Raw genomic sequence first — 19,171 nt, forward strand, 5'->3', positions numbered from 1 at the left:
TAATACAAATTCTTCATTTTTAACTAAAGTGGAAGGAGAAGATGCGCGCTGTTTAATTTATTACCAGCCTTATACTTATGGCTATTTTTATTATTCCATTTAAGGATAATTTATTAAATTGCCTTTATCTAACTTAAATCGATCTTAATGAAAAATTCTATTTCTTGTATCATCGTTGACGATGACCCTTCGGCAATTAATATTTTGCAAGACCATATTGCGGAAATGCCAAGGCTAAAAGTCCACCGCATCTTCACTAAGCCAATAGAAGCACTAAGCGAAATCAGTACAGCGCGTAATAAACAGTTGATTTTTTTGGATATCGATATGCCAGCAATGTCTGGCCTACGGCTTGCTGACAACCTTAAGCACAAATCACATAATATTATTTTTACGACATCATATCCAGAATTTGCATTGGATGCTTTCAAGGTTAGGGCAAAACATTACCTGTTAAAACCTTTTGACATGGGAGATTTTGCAGTAGTTGTCAATGAAGTGCTTTCTGAATGTTATGATGCGCAGCACATTGTAAACGAAAATAATGGTGCATTTTTCTTACGCACAAATGGTGAACGCGGCAGATTGACCAAAGTACTCAAAAAGGATATCATCTATCTCCAGGGGTCAAACAACCATGTACACATTTATACACCAACAAATGATTATTCTGTGTACATGACCATTAAGGAAATGGAAGAAAAACTCCAGGAAAATGAGCACTTTTACCGCGTTCACAAATCATATATAATCAACACTACCTATGTAAAGGAGATCAATGGGCACAAAATAGACCTTGGAAAGTACGAAGTACTCATGACCCCACAATACAAAGAGGCATTTATGGATTATATTGAAAACCAAACCCTTATCTCAAAACGTTTAAGGGATCAACATTTGAAAATTTGACTGGCTTGTTAATGTAGTAATTGCCGTAATGGTACTGGTTGTTGGATCACTCTTTTGAAAGCGCATATCAGCTGCTTTTTGTGAACGGAAAACAAATGCAGTTTTCCGGGTCGATTTTAAGTTTATTATTTTTTTCATAAACGAAAATTAGCGCCACCAAAACCGCTAAAAGACTACATTACGCCAAACAATTTTTGACTGTTGCGAAACCGGATTTTAACCAAAAAATAAAATGAAAAACTGGCTGAAAAATTATCAATGGCATATTATCTCATGGGTTACTTTCGTTCTTTATGAATATATATTAGTGTCATTAATCCTAAAAATAAATGCACCGATATCAAACTATTTCATCCACTACATCATCAATATAACACTCTTCTACATCCATGCTGAATTGGTATTGGGAAGAAGTCTGAAACCGAAAAAACCTGTTCATTTAAGCATCATTATTTTTACGGTACTTGAAATATTATTACATACCCTTATCGCGTACCTTGCAGACCGTATGCTTTCAAAAACAACTATACTATCCGTTAGTAAACTGACAACTGCAGACTGGAAATATATATTTGTAACAACATGGAGGGGAATCTATTTTCTGCTATTTTCTACCGCTTATTATTTTATTAAAAGTTATATCCATCAGAAACAGCGCACGGTAGCGTTGGAAAAAGAAGCCATGGAAGAAATGTTGAAGCAGAAGCAAATAAAGCTTGAATTGGCTGATGCTAAAAATGCTTATCTGAAAGCTCAGATAAATCCACATTTCTTATTCAATACTTTAACGTATATATATAACAGTACACATAAAAGCGAGCCCCGCGCTGCAGAAGCAGTTCGGTATCTTTCAAAACTGATGCGTTACGCCCTGGAATGCGAGCATGGCCCCGAAATTATGCCGCTTGAAGCAGAGATTCGCCAGGTGGAAAACCTTCTCCGGCTTTGCAGAATAAAGCAGCCAGATTTGTTTATAGATTTTATGTATGATCATAAAACCGAATCGACGGAAGTAATTCCACTACTCTTACTTAGCCTGACCGAAAATATGGTTAAACATGGAAACCTCAGCCAGCCAGAAGATCCTGGAAAGATTATTGTAAAACTACAGGATGGTATATTTAGCATTCAAACAAATAACCTGATTAATACAGGCCTGAATGATACGGGTTTCCATACGGGCCTTGAAAACATCCGGCATAGATTGCTGCACACCTACGCAGAAAAGGCTAAACTCTCTTCGGGCCCAAAAGGCAAGTATTTTGAAGTATTAATTACAATCAACCTGGCAGAAGAGCAATAATTTTTATATATAATCTATTAAATCATAAGATAACTGCTGATTATTAGATTGTCATAAAATATGCTAAATAGGCAGCATCCTCTATTAGAAACTAAATTTCCTACCCACATTTTATTTTTTTTGGCTTAAAAGTTATTTACTTCGAAACCACGATAGCTAAGCATTTCAGCATTATGCGAAACAATTAAACGAAGCTTTAACTTGGCTATAATTTCTTTGGCCTGCGCAATATTTCTGTGTATATCATTTATCCCCCTGATTTCGATCCCACCCTGTAACAGTTTAAACTTGCTGGGTTCAAACTTATCAATAAACTGCTGTAAATCCGGACTAACTTTTATCTGATTGTTATGCATAATTAATTTAGTTCTATGGCTGCAAAGCAACACAAAGCATTTTAAATTATCTGCAATTTCATATTAACTTATTAAGAAATGTAATTCACTGTTTTTTGAATGCTGTCATTCCCAATTATTCAGAAAACCGGGCATTACGATCAAAATACTAATTACCCAACAATTACAGGTGACATAAATATGATATTTGCTTAACTTCCAGATGATATACAGTGAATAGTTTTGTATAAATAACAACTCATGCGCACCATAAAAAGACTGACCAAACTCCAGTATTATTTCTTTACTGCAATATCAATACTGCTATTGGCACTCATTTTTAATTTTAGCTTTTCTAAAACAGATGGATTCATCATTTTTAACCGGTTCCATCCAACATGGCTAGATATTTTTTTTAAGTATTTCACTAATTTCGGAGATGGTTTAATCAGTATTCTGGCCGCAGCGATCCTGCTTTCGTTCCGAAAAAATAAAAAAGCATTGACCCTAGTGATTGCCTACATCTATTCGGGCTTGCTTACTCAGATCGCCAAAAGAATATTTCACATGCCACGGCCTAAATATTTTTTTGAGCAGACATTGTTTCATTATACTCATTTTGTAGAAGGTGTAAGTACGCATAATCAAAATTCTTTTCCTTCAGGCCATACGGCATCTGCTTTTGCCTTGGCCACGGTATTGGTGTTGGTTTTCAAAAAAAAGAAAATTTCCTTTTACTGCCTGTTTTTTGCCTTATTAATTGGCTATTCACGTATATACCTGGCTCAACATTTTCTTATTGATGTAATTTTTGGTGCAATAACAGGTATTATCTGTGCTATCATGAGCTATCATCAAGTGTACGATCTTAAACTTTTCCGATCGGCTAAGCTAAACAAAAGATATAAACTGCTTAAAATTGCCAATCAGCCAACCACTCTGTAAGTGAAAGAAATACCCGCTAGATTATGGTTGTTTATCTTGGCAATGACTGTAATCAAACTGATCATAGCCTCAGCAACGGCGCTTGGAAATGATGAAGTATATTACTGGACATATGCTTTAAACCTGCAATGGAATTATTTTGATCATCCACCATTTGTAGCCTGGCTGATCAGAACAACAACGGCAAACTTACATATTCACAATGAATTAGCCGTTCGGTTCGGTGCCATAATGGCATCTTCATGTGCAACCTTAATCGTATATAAAACAGGTAAATTACTGCTGAATGATCGTGTAGGTTGGTATGGCGTTTTACTTTATTCTTCGTCTTTTTATTGCAGCATCATTGCCGGAACATTTATTTTGCCCGATAGTCCTCAAATGATTTTCTGGCTTTGGAGCATCTTTCTATTGCTTAAAATTACCGAATCCATTGAGCAAGGTATACCAACATTAAGAGACTGGTGCTGGTTTGGGTTAGCGGCAGGACTTTGCATGATGTGTAAGATTCATGGAGCATACTTGTGGGTGGGCGTTATCCTGTTTGCACTGTTTGGCAATAGAAAATTATGGGTACAAAAGGGCATGTATATTGCTATGCTAATTAGTCTTATCATAGTATCTCCTCTTATCATCTGGAACATCCGGCATCATTTTATTACTTACACCTACCACAGTAACCGGATTAGTCTTTTCCATGCAGGCATAAACCCGCTGGCTTTTGCCAGAGAAACGGGCGGACAAATATTTTATAACAATCCCATTGTTTTTTTTCTGGCCTGGATGGCTGTTTTTAGTTTTATCAAAACCAAAAATCTTATCGTTAAGCGCCAAATCCAACTGTTACTATTTTGCGCGCTACCGCTCATTGCAACACTGATTTTTCTTTCCATTTTTAGAGATACCTTGCCGCATTGGTCTGGACCGGCATATTGCTGCTTGATATTTCTTTCTGCACTGAAACTGGAATCTTTTAGCCTATCAAAAGTAAAAGCGATTATAGGTGCAGGTATCCTGTTTTTCTTGTTGATAGTAAGTGCTGGTCTTTGGGCTATTAATTTTTACAAGGGTACATTTTCATCCCAAAAAGATGCTGTAAAATTGGGTATGGGTGACCCCACGTTAGATTTATACGGCTGGAAAGAAACGGGAAGAATAATTGATTCTGTTTATCGCGTGGATCAATCATTGGAAAAAGATAAAACAGCTCAGACCATTGTGATCACAAAGTGGTTTCCTGCAGCCCATTTAGATTTTTATGTGTGTAACAAAACTGGTTTGCGTACATATGGCATTGGAGAAATATTCGATCTTCATCAGTACTATTGGTCTAACCAAAGCAAACCAAAATTAATTACTGGCAACAATGCGTATTATATTGTACCTTCTAATCTTTACGATGAGAACAGCATCAACTTGATTAAATCCCAATTTAAAAGTTGTCCAGCACCAATTATTCTCCCTATTTTCAGGAATGGTGCCGTATGCAAAAATATTTTATTGTATAAGTTAAATGGCTATAAAAAATAGTGTAACAGTAATTATAACTCACTAAATAACGTTTAAATCTAATTGCAGTTGAGCTGAAAATGCAATACATTAGCATAGTAAATTAAAGCCGGTCAGATAGTAGATTGCTAACCATTCCCTTAAAAAACATGATGCCCAACAACAAAATATATCCGTTAATTGCGTTTTTCCTGTTACTTGTGTTCAGTTCTTTATCTTCAACAGCACAAATTGTACTCCGGGATCAAAAATTTCACGTAGATACCAAAATATTTTCGCAAACAGATTCTGGCACACTGAAATTGGATATTTATTATAGCGGAAAAATAACAGAAACTAAGCCAACCGTACTTTTTGTTTTTGGCGGTGGTTTTGTAATGGGTCGCAGAGATAGCAAATTATTTGATCAATACTTTAACACATTAATCGCGCACCATTATAAAGTAGTTTCAGTTGATTATAGATTGGGCCTAAAAGGAAAGAAATTTCCAAGTCCATTTAACACTTCTAACTTAAAAGCAGCAATCGATACCGCTACGACAGATGTTTTTGATGCAACAGCCTACCTGATCAAAAATGCAAAAGAACTCGGTATCGATACGAACATGATAATCCTATCGGGATCAAGTGCGGGCGCTATTACAGCACTGCATGCCGACTACAACAAGCGGAATGCCACAGCATTAGCCAGCAAATTACCAGAAAATTTCCAATACAAGGGTGTAATTTCTTTTGCCGGGGCGATATTAAGTTATCATGGTGCCCCAAAATATGCCAAACCACCGGCGCCCACAATGCTTTTCCACGGAACAGCCGATAAACTTGTACCTTATAATAAAGTGAGGTTGCTAAACAGGGGCTTTTTTGGTTCCAAATATCTTGCACGCACTTTCAAAAAAAACAACTATCCATATTACTTTCAATATGTACAGGATATGGGGCACGAAATAGCTGGTTCACCAATGATTGAAAATTTGCCCGATATTCTTTGGTTTATTGATAATTACATTATTAAACAGAAGCGCTATTTTATGGAAGTAGACTTTAAAGATGCCGACAAAAAACCCACCTTTAACATTCCGCCTGCTTTAATAAAAAGATAGCGTAAATGATATAGTGTTTGTTATTTTTCCAGTTCGAGAACAGCAATGACAGGCAAATGATCTGAGGCGTAACGTTCAGGAATAACCTCGTGGGAAACCACTTTAAAGGGATTTCCGGTTTTAAACCCGATATGATCTATTGTTTTCCTTGGATTGATCACCGGAATGGTAAAACCACAATCGCTACATGTTCTGGTAAAATTCGAATCAAATATCCTGATACTTTCTGAACCCGGATCTGCATTTAAATCACCGGCAAGAATTAGTGGCAAAGTTTCTTTTGCTATTAACCGGTTGATTGCTGCAGCCTGGAGGATACGGTTTTCTTCCGGGCGTTGTGCATCAAAATGGGTAGAAGCAAAACGGATAAAAACCCCTTTGGCGATTTCTGCGTTTACAATGGCCACAACCCTTTGCTCTGCTTTGGCATCGTTATTTTTAGGCAGCCTAAAAGTCTGTTGTGCAGATAGCGGAAAGCGTGATAAAATAGCTATGCCGTAATCGCCCCCATCATGGTCAATTGCTTTGCCAAAATAAAAATTCATCTTCAATTTGGTCGCCAATAAAACTGCCTGGTTAATATTGCCCGATCTTTTGGTATTCACATCTACCTCCTGCAAGGCTACCAGATCTGGTTTTTGCTGTGCAATCACATTAGCGATGGCATTAACATCGATAACACCTTCTTTCTCTTTTGATGGCGGATTGCAATGATGAATATTATAAGACATGACACGCAATACTTTACCGGATTTTGATTCAACTTGCTTGGTGATCCTGGAAGAACAAGCACCTAAAAGGCAAACACTTAATATTAAAAAAGAATATAATTTCATGTTGATTGAACTCATTAATCAGCGGATATTTCTTTAGTCTGGATCAGAAATGATTTCTTTGCTCTAACAGATTAATTTTCATTTGCTCCGGCCTCTCCGGTTAGTATTCGCTCCATTTCTGTCATCATTTGCTCGGCCAAACGATGCTTAGCCTTTAATTTCAACAGGTAAGCATCGGCAAATGTTACTTCAAGCTCATCCATAATAAAGGCATATTTTGCCTTAAGTTCTATGAGATCGATCTGAAGCTTTTGGGAAAGATTTTGCATGAGACAAAGCTATAAAAAGCAAGACTAATTTCAGATTAACTCACTTTATTTTTTCCTTTTTTAAAAAATAAAAAAAAGACACATCTTTTAAAACAATCCCCTAATTTTCTCGTTTATACATTGATTCCGGGGTGGTTTCCGGAATAGATTTGTTTGGTTAGTTGATTAGGGATCACGCTCAAAGTGGATCCCTTTTTTTTACATCGTGCGCGATTGCTTATTGATTGAGATGTCCAGACCATATTTTCTAAATTCAACCTTATAAATCAAACATATAATGGACGAAATCAGATGGGGTATTATTGGCTGTGGAGATGTGACCGAAGTAAAAAGCGGGCCTGCTTTTGGTAAGGTAAATAATTCCAGACTTGTTGCGGTAATGCGCCGGGATGGTGCCAAAGCTGCTGATTATGCCAAACGGCATCAAGTACCTAAATGGTTTGATGATGCCACTCAATTGATTAACGATCCGGAGGTGAATGCCATTTATATTGCCACCCCACCCTTACAGCATGAAGCTTACACTATTGAGGCCTTAAAAGCCGGAAAGCCTGTATATGTCGAAAAACCAATGACTTTGGACGCTACATCTGCTCAACGTATGATAGATGCAGCCAATGAATTGAATGTGAAACTTTGCATTGCCCATTATCGCCGTGCTCAACCGATGTTCTTAAAAATTAAAGAACTATTGTCCGCACATATTATTGGCGATATCCGTTTAGTCCGATTAAAAATGCTCCAGTCGCCCAACACCTCACTTATTGCAAAAACAGCTAACAATTGGCGGATTGACCCTGCCATTTCTGGTGGTGGTTTATTTCATGATCTGGCACCGCATCAACTAGACTTAATGACCTACTATTTCGGTGCGGTGAAAAATGCCATTGGCATTGCAACCAGGCAACAGGAAGATACGGAGGTAGCTGATTTGGTTGCAGGAAATATTCTTTTCGAAAACGGCGTGGTTTTCAGCGGTAACTGGTGCTTCTCTGTAGCGCCAAAAGATGAGGCCGATATCTGCAGCATCTACGGTTCAACAGGACATATCGATTTCCCCGTGTTTGGCAATAAAATTACCGTCACCACTAGCCAGTTAACTGAAGAATATACATTTGAACCTTTACAGCATGTGCAACAACCTATGATCGAAAAAGTAGTTGATTACTTTTTAGGTATAGGGCCCAATCCATGCAGCGGTGAAGACGCTTTAATTACCACGAAATTAATGGATGATTTTACGATTAAAACAAATACATCATAGAAAGAAACGGATTCTTTAATAACATTTTTTATTTGGTAACCAGTTGATTTAATTTTTGCTGCTCAAGATAAGCTGTATAGCGCCCGGCAAGAGTTAGAATAATCTTTTCCGAACGGTGTATTTTTACTTTCGTCTCGATCTGTGATACGAGTTCATAAAGCATCAGCCGATCAGCATTTGTAAAATGTTTCATTTCATCAAAACTAATCAGATCTATGGAGCGGAGCAAGTTTCCATTCCAGGTTACATCGTCTACAACATAACCGGGCGTAATTGCACAATGCGATTTCACACTTGCTTCAAAATCTCTATAGTTTTTTAACCATCGCTCATCACTCTCTTTGGCTGATTCCTTTTTACCTGCAATTTTTCTCCAACCTGCCAGAATCTGTTGTACCTCTGCATCTGTCCGGTTTACTTTTGCCAAAATTGTTCGCATACTGAGCAATACATAATTGCTCAGCGGGATGCCTGTAGGCCTAAGCTTATTTTCTATATCTTCTAGCCTGGTCATATATTTAGAATCAACTGTAAATAGTAGTGCATTCTCCAGCACATTAAAAACCGAGATCCGCTGATCTTCACTGTAACGATCTACCTCACCAACGCCAGCACAATCAACAATTATGGCCCGTTTATTAATCGCTTCTACATTATCTTCCGCCAATAACTCAATCAGCGTACGATATCCCAAATTATCTACAACACCACCATCTACTACCCTGATTGCTTTATTTTGATCAGCAGAAATGCCCAATCTGAGCTGCGGCAAAAGGCCCGGGAAAGCCGAACTTCCTGCAATGGCATAACAAAGTGGAAAATTGTAAGCAGGATTTTTTCTGAAACTTGAGTCACTTGGGGCAATTATCCGGTCAACCCTTAATGCATTTAATATATGTGGCATAAAAGGCAAACGTTCAACATTTTTATAAATCGTCCCATTGGCAACAAACATGGGTAATATTGGTAACGTGCTTTCATTAACAGGGACAAAAAAATCGCCCAAAACCATTCTGCTGTTTGTCCTTTCACGTTGTAACAATTGAACGTCTAAACGCTCGGCGTAAGGAAATGATACATTATCTTTCTCGTTCTTATTGAATCTGAAAATTGCATCAGAAGGTTTTGCACTCTGCCAGATAAATTCCTGGTATTTTTTCACCCGATCATCAGAAAGCCAATACTGATAAAAGGAAGAATATGGACTGTCGGCACGAAGCAGGAAATTCTTTTGCATAGTCAGGTAATAACCTACAGCATAACCACCCCCGGAAGCTGTAGAAAAATAATCTACCCCACTTAACATCGTCCGATTCTGTTTATCCTTTATTTCTTCTATTCCCATCAATACCCCAAGTCCAAAATACTGAGCCCTGGATCCACCACCAGAAATTGATACCCCAATAGCCAGATTTGGATCCTGATACTTTTTGTCGCGCAATTGTACCGATTTATAATCATGCAAAGAAACCGGATCAACTTGCTTATAAACAATATCAGAATTGATTATAATCTTTTTGGACGAGCATGCTGAAAGCAAGCCGGTAAAAAATAGTATTAAACCAGTAACACAATAAAAAGCAGATCTGGAGATAGACACAAGAGGCGTTTTAAATAATTTTAGACGATGCATACGGAGCAATTTAATTTACATGAGTAACTATAGCGGTTAAATCAAAAGAAATGTGACGACAACAGTCGTATCAGTTTCAAAGGTATTGGTTGCCCAAAATAGCGGCAATACCCGTTACTAGGTATTTTGATTGCCAAACTAAAACAAATTTATTTCGGTTTTAGCCAATTACCCAAATGAGATCTATTTGTATGCTAAAAAGAAAATTTAGATAGTTAAAATATTAAAAAAGAGGCTGTATGAAAAGTAAAATCTAGTAACTATGGCAGCATTTATTTCGTTCTGCGTCATTCTCGTACAGGCTGGAACCGCAGTGCTCAGCGAAGCTAATCTTTAATCACTTTGCAACAGCACCAGGATTCCCAAATTAAATTGGGAATGACGACCTATCAAAATATGATTTGTTTAGTGAGCCAGCGTAAATCTTTTAGATACAGCCTCTTCTAGCAGGGATTGTATTAAATTGACCTAAAGTTTGGATAGTAAAAGTTTTACCGAGGCTCTTTTTTGATAATTAGGATCGAAATGTACATATTTAATTTTACCTGAACGATCGATAATATAAGTTGCAGGAACAGGTAAGGTATGCCGGTTGTTTCCATTGTTATCTTCTAAATTTATACCATAGCCCTTATATTTGCTGAAGGTTGCTTCATCCATCATAAAGTTAACCTTATAGGCTTTCATAATCTCATCATCCTTATCCTGAAGGATAGAAAAGCCTGCACTTGTTTTTTTTATGGTTTTAGCAATATTTTCTTTTGTTTCGGGTGTAATACCAATAACATAAGCATCTTTCCCGGTTAATAAGTTTAAAGAATCCTGAAGTTCTTTAATATGTTTGTTGCAGTAGGGGCACCACTGACCACGATAAAAAAACAGCACTACAGAACGGTGTACTTTAAGTGCGCTTTTGAGGCTAACTTCCGTACCATTCTGATCTACTCCATTAAAAACTGGCGCTTTATCGCCTTCTTTTAAACCTTGTTGTGCCTTTGATTGTAACGATAGTACAACAGCTATCGCCATAATTAACATAGTTTTTTTCATTTCTGTTCCTGTTTTTTACCTCTTAGTCGAACCAAAAGCATTAGCCTTACAACGAATATTAGTTTTCATTGATTTCTTTTTCAATTTTATCATTTAATGCTTTCTTAAAGGCATCGTCCAGTTTAAAATATTTGTTCTCAAAACTTATAAACACTTTACTGATCAATAAACTTTGTTGCCTGTAGATCCTGCAAACGGCACAACCAGCCAAATGAACATGCAACTGTAATGTTTCAGCAGCGGTAATTTTTCCGATAATTCTTTTTTCGATCAAAAAAGTAGCTTGTTTACAGTTACTGATCATATTTCTCAGCTTATCCGTCATATCAGTTCCAGTTTTTTTGAAGGCAGGCCCTCAGGTTAAGTTTAGTGCGGTGCATAATCACCCAGAAATTAGCCGCGGTAAGTTTAAGTTCGGTACAGATCAACTCTGAGGACAGATCGTCCATATGTTTCATCGAGAATACTGAAAACCATAATCCAGGGAGTTTAGCCAAACATTCATTTAGTATACTACCCAATTCTTTCATCATCAACGGATTATGCGGCTCTAAACCAAAAGCCCTCGGGTAATCTTTTTCTGTCCAATGTCCTGATTCAGCATCAAAAAAATCCTTCAGTTCACCTTCAATTCCCATTATCCTTAAATCGTTTAAACTATTGCCAGAACGTTTTCGGTAAAAATCGGCTATCTTGTTTTTAAGAATGGCCGTTAGCCAGGTTTTTTCCTTACTGTTACCTTCAAATCCTTTTAATCGCTGCAAAGCAGCCATAAAGGTATCCTGTACCAAGTCCTTAGCCACATCTTCATCTCTCAGTCTTGACATCGCAAATCCATACAGGTAATCGGCATATTTTTCTACCCAGCTCGATGGGTCTGAATGAAGTTGCTTTTCTGCATATTCCTGATCCGTTTCGTTTGGCATGTTCTGTTATTATCTTATTATAAATATACTGCTTAATTGCTTAGTCGTACGAAATCAAATATCCTTACAAATTATTTTATGATTCTGGAAATGAAGTTTAATGAATTGAGTTAAAAAAAGTTAAAAAAAATACACCACGGTTTAAAGTAATCTCTAAAGTTGTACGTCTACAGCTGATAACAAACCTAAAAAAATCTATATGATAGCCGTTTTCAAAACAAATGTATCTACAGACAGCGAGTTAAACGTAATCAGCCCTCTACTAAACAGCCATTTTAAAGAAATTAAATGGAATATCGATTTGTGGGATGCAGATAAAATCCTTCGGGTAGATTCGCCAAAAGATTGGACCAAAGAAATCACAGAACTCTTTAACAGCATTGGGTTGCGTTGTATCAATCTCGAAATTTTCCATTCTGATCCTTTTTAGCCACAGCATTAAAACTTCCTGTTATTCAAAATAGTACGCTTTTACTTTATCAGTCAGGTGGTTACTATAACAGCTGACAGCCCAGTAAAACAAGCTTTCTAGCAATAACATTACATTAAAGGAGTATATCATTGCTTTTAACGATTTTGTAATAGATTATCATTAATTTGCATCATCATTGCATCAATCCTAATGAAAGAAATTACCGATATCATAAAGGCATACCAAAAGGCAACTAAAGAAAAGAAAAAAACGGCCCTGGCAACGGTAGTTAAGGTAGAAGGTTCTTCTTACCGCAGGCCTGGTGCCAGGATGCTTGTTACTGAAGACGGTCAGTTAACCGGTGCCATTAGCGGTGGTTGCCTGGAGGGCGATGCGCTGCGCAAAGCACTTTCGGCAATAGTACAGCAAGAAAACAAGCTGATTACTTATGATACCACTGACGAAGATGATGCCAAATTTGGTGTTCAGCTAGGATGCAATGGTATTGTACATATCTTGTTCGAACCCGTTATAGAGGCGGATGAGTTAAATCCCATCGCTTTTTTAATCGCTTTGCAACGCAAAAGAGCGCAAGCGGTATTGGCAACACTTTTTTCCTTAACAGATAAGCTGCAGTTGGGAACAAGTTTGCTTTTTAGAAATGAACCTGTTCTTTCTACAATCCCAAAATCAATCAGCGATGAGGTAATCAAAGATATCCAAGAAGTTTTTAAAAATAAAACTTCGGCATTTAAGGTGTATGAGCAAAAAACTCAACACATTGATGCATTTTTGGAGTTTATAAAACCGCCTATTTCATTAATAATAACTGGTGCGGGCAATGACGCGCGTCCGCTGGCTGAAATGGCTTACCTGTTAGGCTGGGAAGTAACTGTAATAGATGGAAGGCCCACACATGCCACTCCTCAACGCTTTGCAAACGCAAGTTCCATTTTAGTCAGCAAACCGGAAAATGTGTTAGGTCAAATTCAGATAGATGAGCAAACCGCTTTCGTATTAATGACACATAATTACAATTATGATCGCGAACTACTTAAATATCTTTTAGCCACAAACGTACCCTATATTGGTACATTAGGGCCAAAGAAAAAACTGCTCAGGATGTTAGATGAACTGGATTTGGCAACACAGGCAAATGAAACAAGGGTACATGGTCCTATCGGTTTGGATATTGGTGCAGAAACAGCGGAAGAAATCGCGGTTTCTATCCTTGCCGAGATTAAATCTGTTTTTACAGGTGCTTCTGCCATGTTTTTAAAAGAGAAGAAAAAACCGATCCACGTTTACGAATTAAAAAAAATTAACCTTTGAAAACGGGCATCATCATATTGGCAGCGGGTAGTTCCTCACGTTTGGGAAGGCCAAAACAGCTTTTGGCTTACAAAGGAAAAACACTTTTGCAAAATGTAATAGATAAAGCTTTAGCAACAAGTTGCCGGCCTGTTATTGTTGTTTTAGGTGCCAATGCTAAAGAAATAGCCAGTCAGCATCAGCATGATCGGGTTAATTTAGTAATTAATGAAGATTGGGAAAATGGAATGGCCTCGAGCATTATAACCGGACTTTCAACTATGATCAAAAATAACAGTGAAATGGAAAGTATCATTATTGCTGTAGCCGACCAGGTTTTTATAAAAAAGAGTAACTTTAATAACTTAATCGAAAAGCAGAAAGAAACCGGTAAAAATATCATTGCCAGCACATACGCTGAAACGATAGGAACGCCTGTCCTCTTTAAAAAAGATTACTTTGAAGCGCTGTTGTCGCTCAAAGGAGCCGAAGGAGCAAAAAAGATACTAAACCGATATCCTCACGAGGTAGAAACTGTTGTTTTTGAACAGGGAGGGATTGATATTGATACAGAAACAGATTATAATAATTTAATCAGCCAGCAATGATAGCAGATTCTTTTGGAAGAATACATGATTACCTTCGGATATCGCTTACCGATAACTGCAATTTTCGCTGTTTTTATTGCATGCCAGATGAAGAATACGATTTTACCCCTGCCTCAAGGCTCATGCAAACCAATGAAATAATTAAGCTGGCAGAAATTTTTGTAGCCAATGGCGTTAAAAAAATCAGGCTTACCGGCGGTGAACCATTGGTGAGGAAAGATGCCGCCCAAATTATTGCAGCGCTGGGTAAACTTCCGGTTGAGCTTGTTATCACCACAAACGGAACCCGCATTGCAGAAATGTTAACTGTATTAAAAGCAGCAGGTATTAAAACCATTAATATCAGCCTGGATACTCTGCAACCTGAAAAGTTTTTTATGATTACCCGACGGGATGTTTTCCACCAGGTACGCAGCAATATCGAACTGCTTTTGCAGCACAAGATCAAGGTAAAAATAAATATGGTGGTGATGAAAGACCTTAATGATAACGAAATCAACGATTTCATCAGCTGGACAAAATATCATCCCATTCAAATCAGGTTTATTGAGTTTATGCCTTTTAGCGGCAACAGGTGGACAAGCAATAAGCTGTTTTCTTTAGAAGAAGTCCTGGCTGTGATAGCAAAAAAGTTTACAGTATTACCCGTTTGTGGAGCACCAAATGATACGGCCAAACATTTCATGATTCCTGGTCACGAAGGTTCTTTTGCCATTATCAGCACCATGACAAATCCTTTTTGTGATACCTGTAACCGCATGCGCTTAACGGCAGATGGAAAACTCAAAAACTGCCTGTTTTCGGATAGCGAAACCGATCTGCTTGGTGCGTTGCGGAACAATGAAGATGTGCTTCCGTTAATTCAATCAACCATTTGGAGCAAAAAGAAAGCATTGGGCGGACAGTTGGTGAGCGATTTCGAAAAAATCGATGCAACTACCATTCAGAACAGAAGTATGATTACCATTGGAGGATAACCATTTTCATGATTAGCGTTAAAGAAGCAAAACACCTTATTTCTCAACAAATAATTGAACTGAATCCAATTGTGGTTGACCTGGCAAAGGCATCAGGCCATACGCTGGCAGCCAATGTTTACGCACAATATGATATTCCGGCATTTAACCAGTCATCAATGGATGGTTATGCGTTAAAGTTTGCTGATCGCGAAAAGTCGCTCCGCTTAATTGGTGAAATGGCCGCCGGAACGGCAACCAGCATTACTATCCAAAACGGCGAAACCAGCAGAATATTTACAGGTGCCCCACTTCCTACAGGTGCCGATACGGTAGTGATGCAGGAAAAAATCATGGTGATGGATGGAAAAATTACCTTGAAGGATCCAAATTTAAAACCCGGCTTAAATGTACGGGTTAAGGGTTCGGAGATTAAAGCCCGGGCATTGGCAATGGAAAAAGGCGATTTTCTTAGTCCTGCAGCTATTGGCTTTCTTGCAGGGATCGGTATTAACAAAGTTAATGTGTATCCTATGCCAAAGATTTCGATTATTGTAACAGGAAAAGAATTACAACAACCTGGAAAAGTCCTCGAATTTGGACAGGTATATGAATCGAATTCCTACTCACTTTCTGCTGCTTTAAAAAATGAAGGCATTGAAGAGATTGCGGTTTATGAAGCCGATGATGATCTCGAAATCCTTAAAAAAGTATTACAAACTGCACTGGCAAGCAGTAATGTTGTACTGCTAACAGGTGGGGTAAGTGTAGGCGACTATGATTTCGTAATTGAAGCGGCCTCACAATGTGGCATCAGACAGATTTTCCACAAAGTAAAACAGAAACCCGGCAAACCTTTGTTTTTTGGAACAAAGGATCAAAAACTAATTTTCGGACTTCCGGGCAATCCTTCATCCGTCGTGAGTTGCTATTATAATTATGTATTACCAGCCATCAAAGCTTTATCTCATAAAAGTAATAATGTAATTGAAGTGCAGGCTAAGCTTACACATGCCTATTCTAAACCTTTGGGGCTAACACATTTCCTGAAAGGAAAATATGAAAACGGACTGGTTACGCCACTTCAAGCACAAGAATCTTACCGGTTAAGCTCCTTTGCACAGGCCAATTGCCTGATCTGCCTCGACGAAACAAAAGAAAATTTTACAGCAGGCGAAATCCTCACGATCTTAATTTTACCTGGCTAAACCATGCAAGAAAGCTTCATCCTATTTTATTGTTTACTTTTTATTGTTGCTTTTTTATATGCTTCGGTGGGGCATGGCGGAGCAAGCGGCTATCTTGCCCTTATGGCTATTTTTGCCATTTCGCCAGCCATTATGAAACCTACCGCGCTATTGCTCAATCTATTTGTTTCTTCAACTTCATTTGTCCAGTTTTACCGTGGTGGCCATTTTAAATGGAAAACCTTTTGGCCTTTTGCGCTTGCCTCTGTTCCGCTCTCATTTGTGGGTGGTCTGATGGTAATCGAAAGTTCCATTTATAAAAAGATATTGGGGCTGCTTTTACTCGTTCCGGTCATCCGTTTTTTCTTCTTTAAAAATACCGATCCTAAAGATTTCAAACCGTCAAATATTTTGCTATCGCTTGCCATTGGTGGCATGATAGGCTTACTTTCAGGCATGATCGGTATTGGTGGCGGAATTATCCTTTCCCCTGTACTGTTACTATTAAAGTGGACGGATCAAAAACAGACTGCAGCGATCAGTGCAGCATTTATTTTTGTTAATTCAGTTGCAGGTTTAGGCGGTCAGCTCATTAAAGGTTTCGAATTTAACAGCCATATGCTCGCTTATGTTGGGGTAGCTTTTGTAGGTGGCATTTGCGGTGCTTACTTTGGCGCTTTAAAATTCCAGCAAACCGTTTTAAAAAACGTACTGGCCTGTGTACTGGCACTAGCTGCCTACAAATTATTATTTACACATGCATAACATCAAATACCTGATCATTCCCTTATTATTTCTAAATTTTGCTGTAAATGCACAAGAAAGTAAGCAATTTGTAATCGAAGGAAAGATTAAGGCTCCATTAACAGTTACTTTAAACAATTTAAGTGCTTATAAATCCGTTAATTTGGATAGTATGACAATTTTTAACCACTTGATGCAACGTAAAGGCAGCATTAAAAACATTAAAGGTGTACTTTTAAAAGATATTTTGGCCAAAGTAGAAATAGATGCTGCTTCACCAAAAACACTGAGCGAATATTATCTCGTTTTTACCGCAACTGATAACTATAAAGTGGTATATTCCTGGAACGAAATTTTTAATTCGCCAATTGGAAACCAACTCATGATTCTAACTGGTTATGATACCGATCCAAACAAGGCTGGAAAAGGAAATATAGCCGTTATTACGCCTGGCGATTTTGCTACGGGAAGAAGATTTGTAAAAGGATTAAGTAAAATCAGCATCTTACAGGTAAATTAGCAGCATGGAAATTGAAATCATCAGTTTTGGACAAATTACGGAATTCATCAGTCGTCAAAAAATTGTAATTGATGGCATTGCTGATACCGATGCCTTAAAACAATATCTGGAAGATCAGTTTCCAGCCCTGAAAGGCACAAAATACAAACTTGCCCTGAACAAAAATATTGTTCAACGGAATACCGAAATTACAAACCAGGCTACAATAGCCATCATGCCACCTTTTTCTGGTGGTTAAACCATATGAGTGCAGCGCGATACAACAGACAGATTATCCTTAAAGGATTTGGGGACGAAGCACAGCAAAAGCTTTTAAGAGCAAAAGTTCTCATTATTGGTGCCGGTGGCCTGGGCTGTCCGGCTTTGCAATATTTAGCCGCTGCCGGCATCGGCCATATTGGTATTGTTGATGATGATACCATTTCATTATCCAATTTACACAGACAGATTCTTTTTACCACAGCTGATATTGGAAAGCTGAAAGTAGACGTAGCGGCAAAGCGACTACAGGAAATGAATCCCCAGATCGGGATTATCCGTCACCCCATCCGTTTGCAGAAAAACAATATCCTCGATATTTTATCCAGATATGATTACATATTGGACGGTACAGATAATTTTGAATCCAGATACCTGATTAACGATGCCTGCGCACTACTGAACAAACCACTCCTATTTGCTGCAGTATCAGGTTTTGAAGGTCAGTTAGCCATATTTAATTCGCCTGATCAGTTAATGCCCAGCACCAATTACCGAGATATCTTTCCCATTCCACCTACTAAAGGGGAAATCCCAAATTGTACCGAGAATGGCATCATTGGTGTATTACCAGGTGTTTTAGGTACCATGGCGGCTGCAGAAATCATTAAACTAATCGCGAAGATCGGACAACCTTTGACCAATAAAATATTAAGTTATAATTTACTTACACAAGAACAATATACCATCAGCATCACTCATGGAGACGGTTATATCCTACCTAAAACTGTTGATGAATTTTTAAATATGGATTATCAGGACACAAGCGAAGGACCGCAGGGCTATATTGAAATTGATGCTGCCGAAATGGTGAAACTTCAGCAGTTGGATTCGACAATTTTGATCGATGTACGCGAAAGACATGAAGTACCGGTATTGGATAAACAAATCTTTACACAAGTGCCCATGTCGGAGTTTGGCGCTTTTATGGGCAAAGAATTTTACCAAAAACATGTGGTTTTAATCTGCCAGCACGGCATTAGAAGTGTAGCTGCAGCAGAGGCCATGCAGGAAAAATATGGTGATGCCAAAAAGATTTACAGTTTAAAAGGTGGTATCATTAAATGGAGAAATCATTTTCTAAAATCTTAAC

Annotated in this window: 23 protein-coding genes; 15 read left to right on the forward strand and 8 right to left on the reverse strand. The window is 38.0% G+C overall.

Going from position 1 to position 19,171, the window contains the following annotated elements:
• Positions 1 to 147: 147 nt before the first annotated feature.
• The gene (locus ABEG20_RS10190) at positions 148 to 909 is read left to right on the forward strand and encodes a LytR/AlgR family response regulator transcription factor (RefSeq protein ID WP_406827261.1); all 762 of its coding nucleotides are present in this window, start codon (positions 148 to 150) and stop codon (positions 907 to 909) included.
• Here the strand turns inward: ABEG20_RS10190 and ABEG20_RS10195 are convergent.
• Positions 883 to 1,047 (reverse strand): hypothetical protein, encoded by a 165-nt coding sequence (locus tag ABEG20_RS10195; RefSeq protein ID WP_406827262.1) that lies wholly within the window; start codon positions 1,045 to 1,047, stop codon positions 883 to 885. The genes ABEG20_RS10190 and ABEG20_RS10195 overlap by 27 nt on opposite strands.
• A 94-nt stretch (positions 1,048 to 1,141) precedes the next feature.
• On the opposite strand from ABEG20_RS10195, the gene ABEG20_RS10200 reads away from it, so the two are divergent.
• Entirely contained in the window at positions 1,142 to 2,212 is a 1,071-nt protein-coding gene (locus tag ABEG20_RS10200) for a sensor histidine kinase (RefSeq protein WP_406827263.1), read from the forward strand.
• A gap of 125 nt (positions 2,213 to 2,337) precedes the next feature.
• On the opposite strand, the gene ABEG20_RS10205 is transcribed toward ABEG20_RS10200, so the two are convergent.
• Positions 2,338 to 2,568 (reverse strand): hypothetical protein, encoded by a 231-nt coding sequence (locus tag ABEG20_RS10205; RefSeq protein WP_406827264.1) that lies wholly within the window; start codon positions 2,566 to 2,568, stop codon positions 2,338 to 2,340.
• Between the two features lie 240 nt (positions 2,569 to 2,808).
• Here ABEG20_RS10205 and ABEG20_RS10210 point away from each other — a divergent pair, with 240 nt between their 5' ends.
• The 3 genes from ABEG20_RS10210 to ABEG20_RS10220 all read left to right on the forward strand — a co-directional run bounded on the left by ABEG20_RS10210 (position 2,809) and on the right by ABEG20_RS10220 (position 6,104).
• Positions 2,809 to 3,492: a phosphatase PAP2 family protein gene (locus ABEG20_RS10210; protein ID WP_406827265.1), complete on the forward strand. Its 684-nt coding sequence runs from the start codon at positions 2,809 to 2,811 to the stop codon at positions 3,490 to 3,492.
• A gap of 42 nt (positions 3,493 to 3,534) precedes the next feature.
• Positions 3,535 to 5,022, forward strand: coding sequence for an ArnT family glycosyltransferase (locus tag ABEG20_RS10215; RefSeq protein WP_406827266.1), 1,488 nt, complete (start codon positions 3,535 to 3,537; stop codon positions 5,020 to 5,022).
• Between the two features lie 128 nt (positions 5,023 to 5,150).
• Entirely contained in the window at positions 5,151 to 6,104 is a 954-nt protein-coding gene (locus tag ABEG20_RS10220) for an alpha/beta hydrolase (protein WP_406827267.1), read from the forward strand.
• 20 nt (positions 6,105 to 6,124) lie between these two features.
• Here ABEG20_RS10220 and ABEG20_RS10225 read toward each other — a convergent pair whose 3' ends face one another.
• Both ABEG20_RS10225 and ABEG20_RS10230 read right to left on the reverse strand, forming a co-directional pair.
• Positions 6,125 to 6,835, reverse strand: coding sequence for an endonuclease/exonuclease/phosphatase family protein (locus ABEG20_RS10225; RefSeq protein ID WP_406827268.1), 711 nt, complete (start codon positions 6,833 to 6,835; stop codon positions 6,125 to 6,127).
• Positions 6,836 to 7,011: 176 nt separating this feature from the next.
• Positions 7,012 to 7,209 carry a hypothetical protein gene (locus ABEG20_RS10230; protein WP_406827269.1) on the reverse strand — a complete coding sequence of 66 codons (198 nt, stop codon included), beginning with the start codon at positions 7,207 to 7,209 and terminating at the stop codon, positions 7,012 to 7,014.
• 277 nt (positions 7,210 to 7,486) lie between these two features.
• On the opposite strand from ABEG20_RS10230, the gene ABEG20_RS10235 reads away from it, so the two are divergent.
• A complete protein-coding gene (locus tag ABEG20_RS10235) occupies positions 7,487 to 8,473 on the forward strand; it encodes a Gfo/Idh/MocA family protein (protein ID WP_406827270.1) in 987 nt (328 codons plus the stop codon).
• 28 nt (positions 8,474 to 8,501) lie between these two features.
• Here ABEG20_RS10235 and ABEG20_RS10240 read toward each other — a convergent pair whose 3' ends face one another.
• The 4 genes from ABEG20_RS10240 to ABEG20_RS10255 form a co-directional block, all read right to left on the reverse strand.
• Positions 8,502 to 9,914, reverse strand: coding sequence for a patatin-like phospholipase family protein (locus tag ABEG20_RS10240; protein WP_406827271.1), 1,413 nt, complete (start codon positions 9,912 to 9,914; stop codon positions 8,502 to 8,504).
• A 660-nt stretch (positions 9,915 to 10,574) separates the two neighbouring features.
• Complete coding sequence (locus tag ABEG20_RS10245; protein ID WP_406827272.1) at positions 10,575 to 11,156, reverse strand: peroxiredoxin family protein; 582 nt, start codon at positions 11,154 to 11,156, stop codon at positions 10,575 to 10,577.
• A gap of 58 nt (positions 11,157 to 11,214) precedes the next feature.
• Positions 11,215 to 11,481 (reverse strand): zf-HC2 domain-containing protein, encoded by a 267-nt coding sequence (locus ABEG20_RS10250; RefSeq protein ID WP_406827273.1) that lies wholly within the window; start codon positions 11,479 to 11,481, stop codon positions 11,215 to 11,217.
• Position 11,482: 1 nt separating this feature from the next.
• The gene (locus ABEG20_RS10255) at positions 11,483 to 12,082 is read right to left on the reverse strand and encodes a sigma-70 family RNA polymerase sigma factor (protein ID WP_406827274.1); all 600 of its coding nucleotides are present in this window, start codon (positions 12,080 to 12,082) and stop codon (positions 11,483 to 11,485) included.
• A gap of 199 nt (positions 12,083 to 12,281) precedes the next feature.
• Here ABEG20_RS10255 and ABEG20_RS10260 point away from each other — a divergent pair, with 199 nt between their 5' ends.
• The 9 genes from ABEG20_RS10260 to ABEG20_RS10300 all read left to right on the forward strand — a co-directional run bounded on the left by ABEG20_RS10260 (position 12,282) and on the right by ABEG20_RS10300 (position 19,170).
• Positions 12,282 to 12,512: a hypothetical protein gene (locus ABEG20_RS10260; RefSeq protein ID WP_406827275.1), complete on the forward strand. Its 231-nt coding sequence runs from the start codon at positions 12,282 to 12,284 to the stop codon at positions 12,510 to 12,512.
• A gap of 192 nt (positions 12,513 to 12,704) precedes the next feature.
• On the forward strand, positions 12,705 to 13,826 hold the full coding sequence (locus tag ABEG20_RS10265) for an XdhC family protein (protein WP_406827276.1): 1,122 nt from the start codon (positions 12,705 to 12,707) through the stop codon (positions 13,824 to 13,826).
• Positions 13,823 to 14,413, forward strand: coding sequence for an NTP transferase domain-containing protein (locus ABEG20_RS10270; protein WP_406827277.1), 591 nt, complete (start codon positions 13,823 to 13,825; stop codon positions 14,411 to 14,413). Before ABEG20_RS10265 ends, ABEG20_RS10270 begins: the two co-directional genes overlap by 4 nt.
• Positions 14,410 to 15,390: a GTP 3',8-cyclase MoaA gene (moaA, locus tag ABEG20_RS10275; RefSeq protein ID WP_406827278.1), complete on the forward strand. Its 981-nt coding sequence runs from the start codon at positions 14,410 to 14,412 to the stop codon at positions 15,388 to 15,390. Before ABEG20_RS10270 ends, moaA begins: the two co-directional genes overlap by 4 nt.
• 8 nt (positions 15,391 to 15,398) lie before the next feature.
• Positions 15,399 to 16,577: a gephyrin-like molybdotransferase Glp gene (gene glp, locus ABEG20_RS10280; protein ID WP_406827279.1), complete on the forward strand. Its 1,179-nt coding sequence runs from the start codon at positions 15,399 to 15,401 to the stop codon at positions 16,575 to 16,577.
• Between the two features lie 3 nt (positions 16,578 to 16,580).
• A complete protein-coding gene (locus tag ABEG20_RS10285) occupies positions 16,581 to 17,321 on the forward strand; it encodes a sulfite exporter TauE/SafE family protein (protein WP_406827280.1) in 741 nt (246 codons plus the stop codon).
• Positions 17,314 to 17,820, forward strand: coding sequence for a molybdopterin-binding protein (locus ABEG20_RS10290; RefSeq protein WP_406827281.1), 507 nt, complete (start codon positions 17,314 to 17,316; stop codon positions 17,818 to 17,820). Before ABEG20_RS10285 ends, ABEG20_RS10290 begins: the two co-directional genes overlap by 8 nt.
• 4 nt (positions 17,821 to 17,824) lie before the next feature.
• Positions 17,825 to 18,058 (forward strand): MoaD/ThiS family protein, encoded by a 234-nt coding sequence (locus ABEG20_RS10295; protein ID WP_406827282.1) that lies wholly within the window; start codon positions 17,825 to 17,827, stop codon positions 18,056 to 18,058.
• Between the two features lie 5 nt (positions 18,059 to 18,063).
• Positions 18,064 to 19,170, forward strand: a complete 1,107-nt coding sequence (locus ABEG20_RS10300; RefSeq protein ID WP_406827283.1) for a ThiF family adenylyltransferase — start codon at positions 18,064 to 18,066, stop codon at positions 19,168 to 19,170.
• The last annotated feature ends 1 nt before the right edge of the window (position 19,171 follow it).

Origin of the sequence: Pedobacter sp. KACC 23697 (assembly GCF_045348445.1) — a bacterium.
In the GTDB taxonomy this organism is placed as follows: domain Bacteria; phylum Bacteroidota; class Bacteroidia; order Sphingobacteriales; family Sphingobacteriaceae; genus Pedobacter.

Bases quoted from the DNA above. Each gene is read 5' to 3' on its own strand.
- moaA (WP_406827278.1), top strand. From the start codon at position 14,410: ATGATAGCAGATTCTTTTGGAAGAATACATGATTACCTTCGGATATCG.
- ABEG20_RS10205 (WP_406827264.1), bottom strand. From the start codon at position 2,568: ATGCATAACAATCAGATAAAAGTTAGTCCGGATTTACAGCAGTTTATT.
- ABEG20_RS10300 (WP_406827283.1), top strand. From the start codon at position 18,064: ATGAGTGCAGCGCGATACAACAGACAGATTATCCTTAAAGGATTTGGG.
- ABEG20_RS10230 (WP_406827269.1), bottom strand. From the start codon at position 7,209: ATGCAAAATCTTTCCCAAAAGCTTCAGATCGATCTCATAGAACTTAAG.
- ABEG20_RS10235 (WP_406827270.1), top strand. From the start codon at position 7,487: ATGGACGAAATCAGATGGGGTATTATTGGCTGTGGAGATGTGACCGAA.
- ABEG20_RS10250 (WP_406827273.1), bottom strand. From the start codon at position 11,481: ATGACGGATAAGCTGAGAAATATGATCAGTAACTGTAAACAAGCTACT.
- ABEG20_RS10220 (WP_406827267.1), top strand. From the start codon at position 5,151: ATGATGCCCAACAACAAAATATATCCGTTAATTGCGTTTTTCCTGTTA.
- ABEG20_RS10200 (WP_406827263.1), top strand. From the start codon at position 1,142: ATGAAAAACTGGCTGAAAAATTATCAATGGCATATTATCTCATGGGTT.
- glp (WP_406827279.1), top strand. From the start codon at position 15,399: ATGATTAGCGTTAAAGAAGCAAAACACCTTATTTCTCAACAAATAATT.
- ABEG20_RS10260 (WP_406827275.1), top strand. From the start codon at position 12,282: ATGATAGCCGTTTTCAAAACAAATGTATCTACAGACAGCGAGTTAAAC.
- ABEG20_RS10285 (WP_406827280.1), top strand. From the start codon at position 16,581: ATGCAAGAAAGCTTCATCCTATTTTATTGTTTACTTTTTATTGTTGCT.
- ABEG20_RS10290 (WP_406827281.1), top strand. From the start codon at position 17,314: ATGCATAACATCAAATACCTGATCATTCCCTTATTATTTCTAAATTTT.
- ABEG20_RS10190 (WP_406827261.1), top strand. From the start codon at position 148: ATGAAAAATTCTATTTCTTGTATCATCGTTGACGATGACCCTTCGGCA.
- ABEG20_RS10215 (WP_406827266.1), top strand. From the start codon at position 3,535: ATGACTGTAATCAAACTGATCATAGCCTCAGCAACGGCGCTTGGAAAT.
- ABEG20_RS10295 (WP_406827282.1), top strand. From the start codon at position 17,825: ATGGAAATTGAAATCATCAGTTTTGGACAAATTACGGAATTCATCAGT.
- ABEG20_RS10255 (WP_406827274.1), bottom strand. From the start codon at position 12,082: ATGCCAAACGAAACGGATCAGGAATATGCAGAAAAGCAACTTCATTCA.
- ABEG20_RS10245 (WP_406827272.1), bottom strand. From the start codon at position 11,156: ATGAAAAAAACTATGTTAATTATGGCGATAGCTGTTGTACTATCGTTA.
- ABEG20_RS10225 (WP_406827268.1), bottom strand. From the start codon at position 6,835: ATGTCTTATAATATTCATCATTGCAATCCGCCATCAAAAGAGAAAGAA.
- ABEG20_RS10210 (WP_406827265.1), top strand. From the start codon at position 2,809: ATGCGCACCATAAAAAGACTGACCAAACTCCAGTATTATTTCTTTACT.
- ABEG20_RS10195 (WP_406827262.1), bottom strand. From the start codon at position 1,047: ATGAAAAAAATAATAAACTTAAAATCGACCCGGAAAACTGCATTTGTT.
- ABEG20_RS10265 (WP_406827276.1), top strand. From the start codon at position 12,705: ATGAAAGAAATTACCGATATCATAAAGGCATACCAAAAGGCAACTAAA.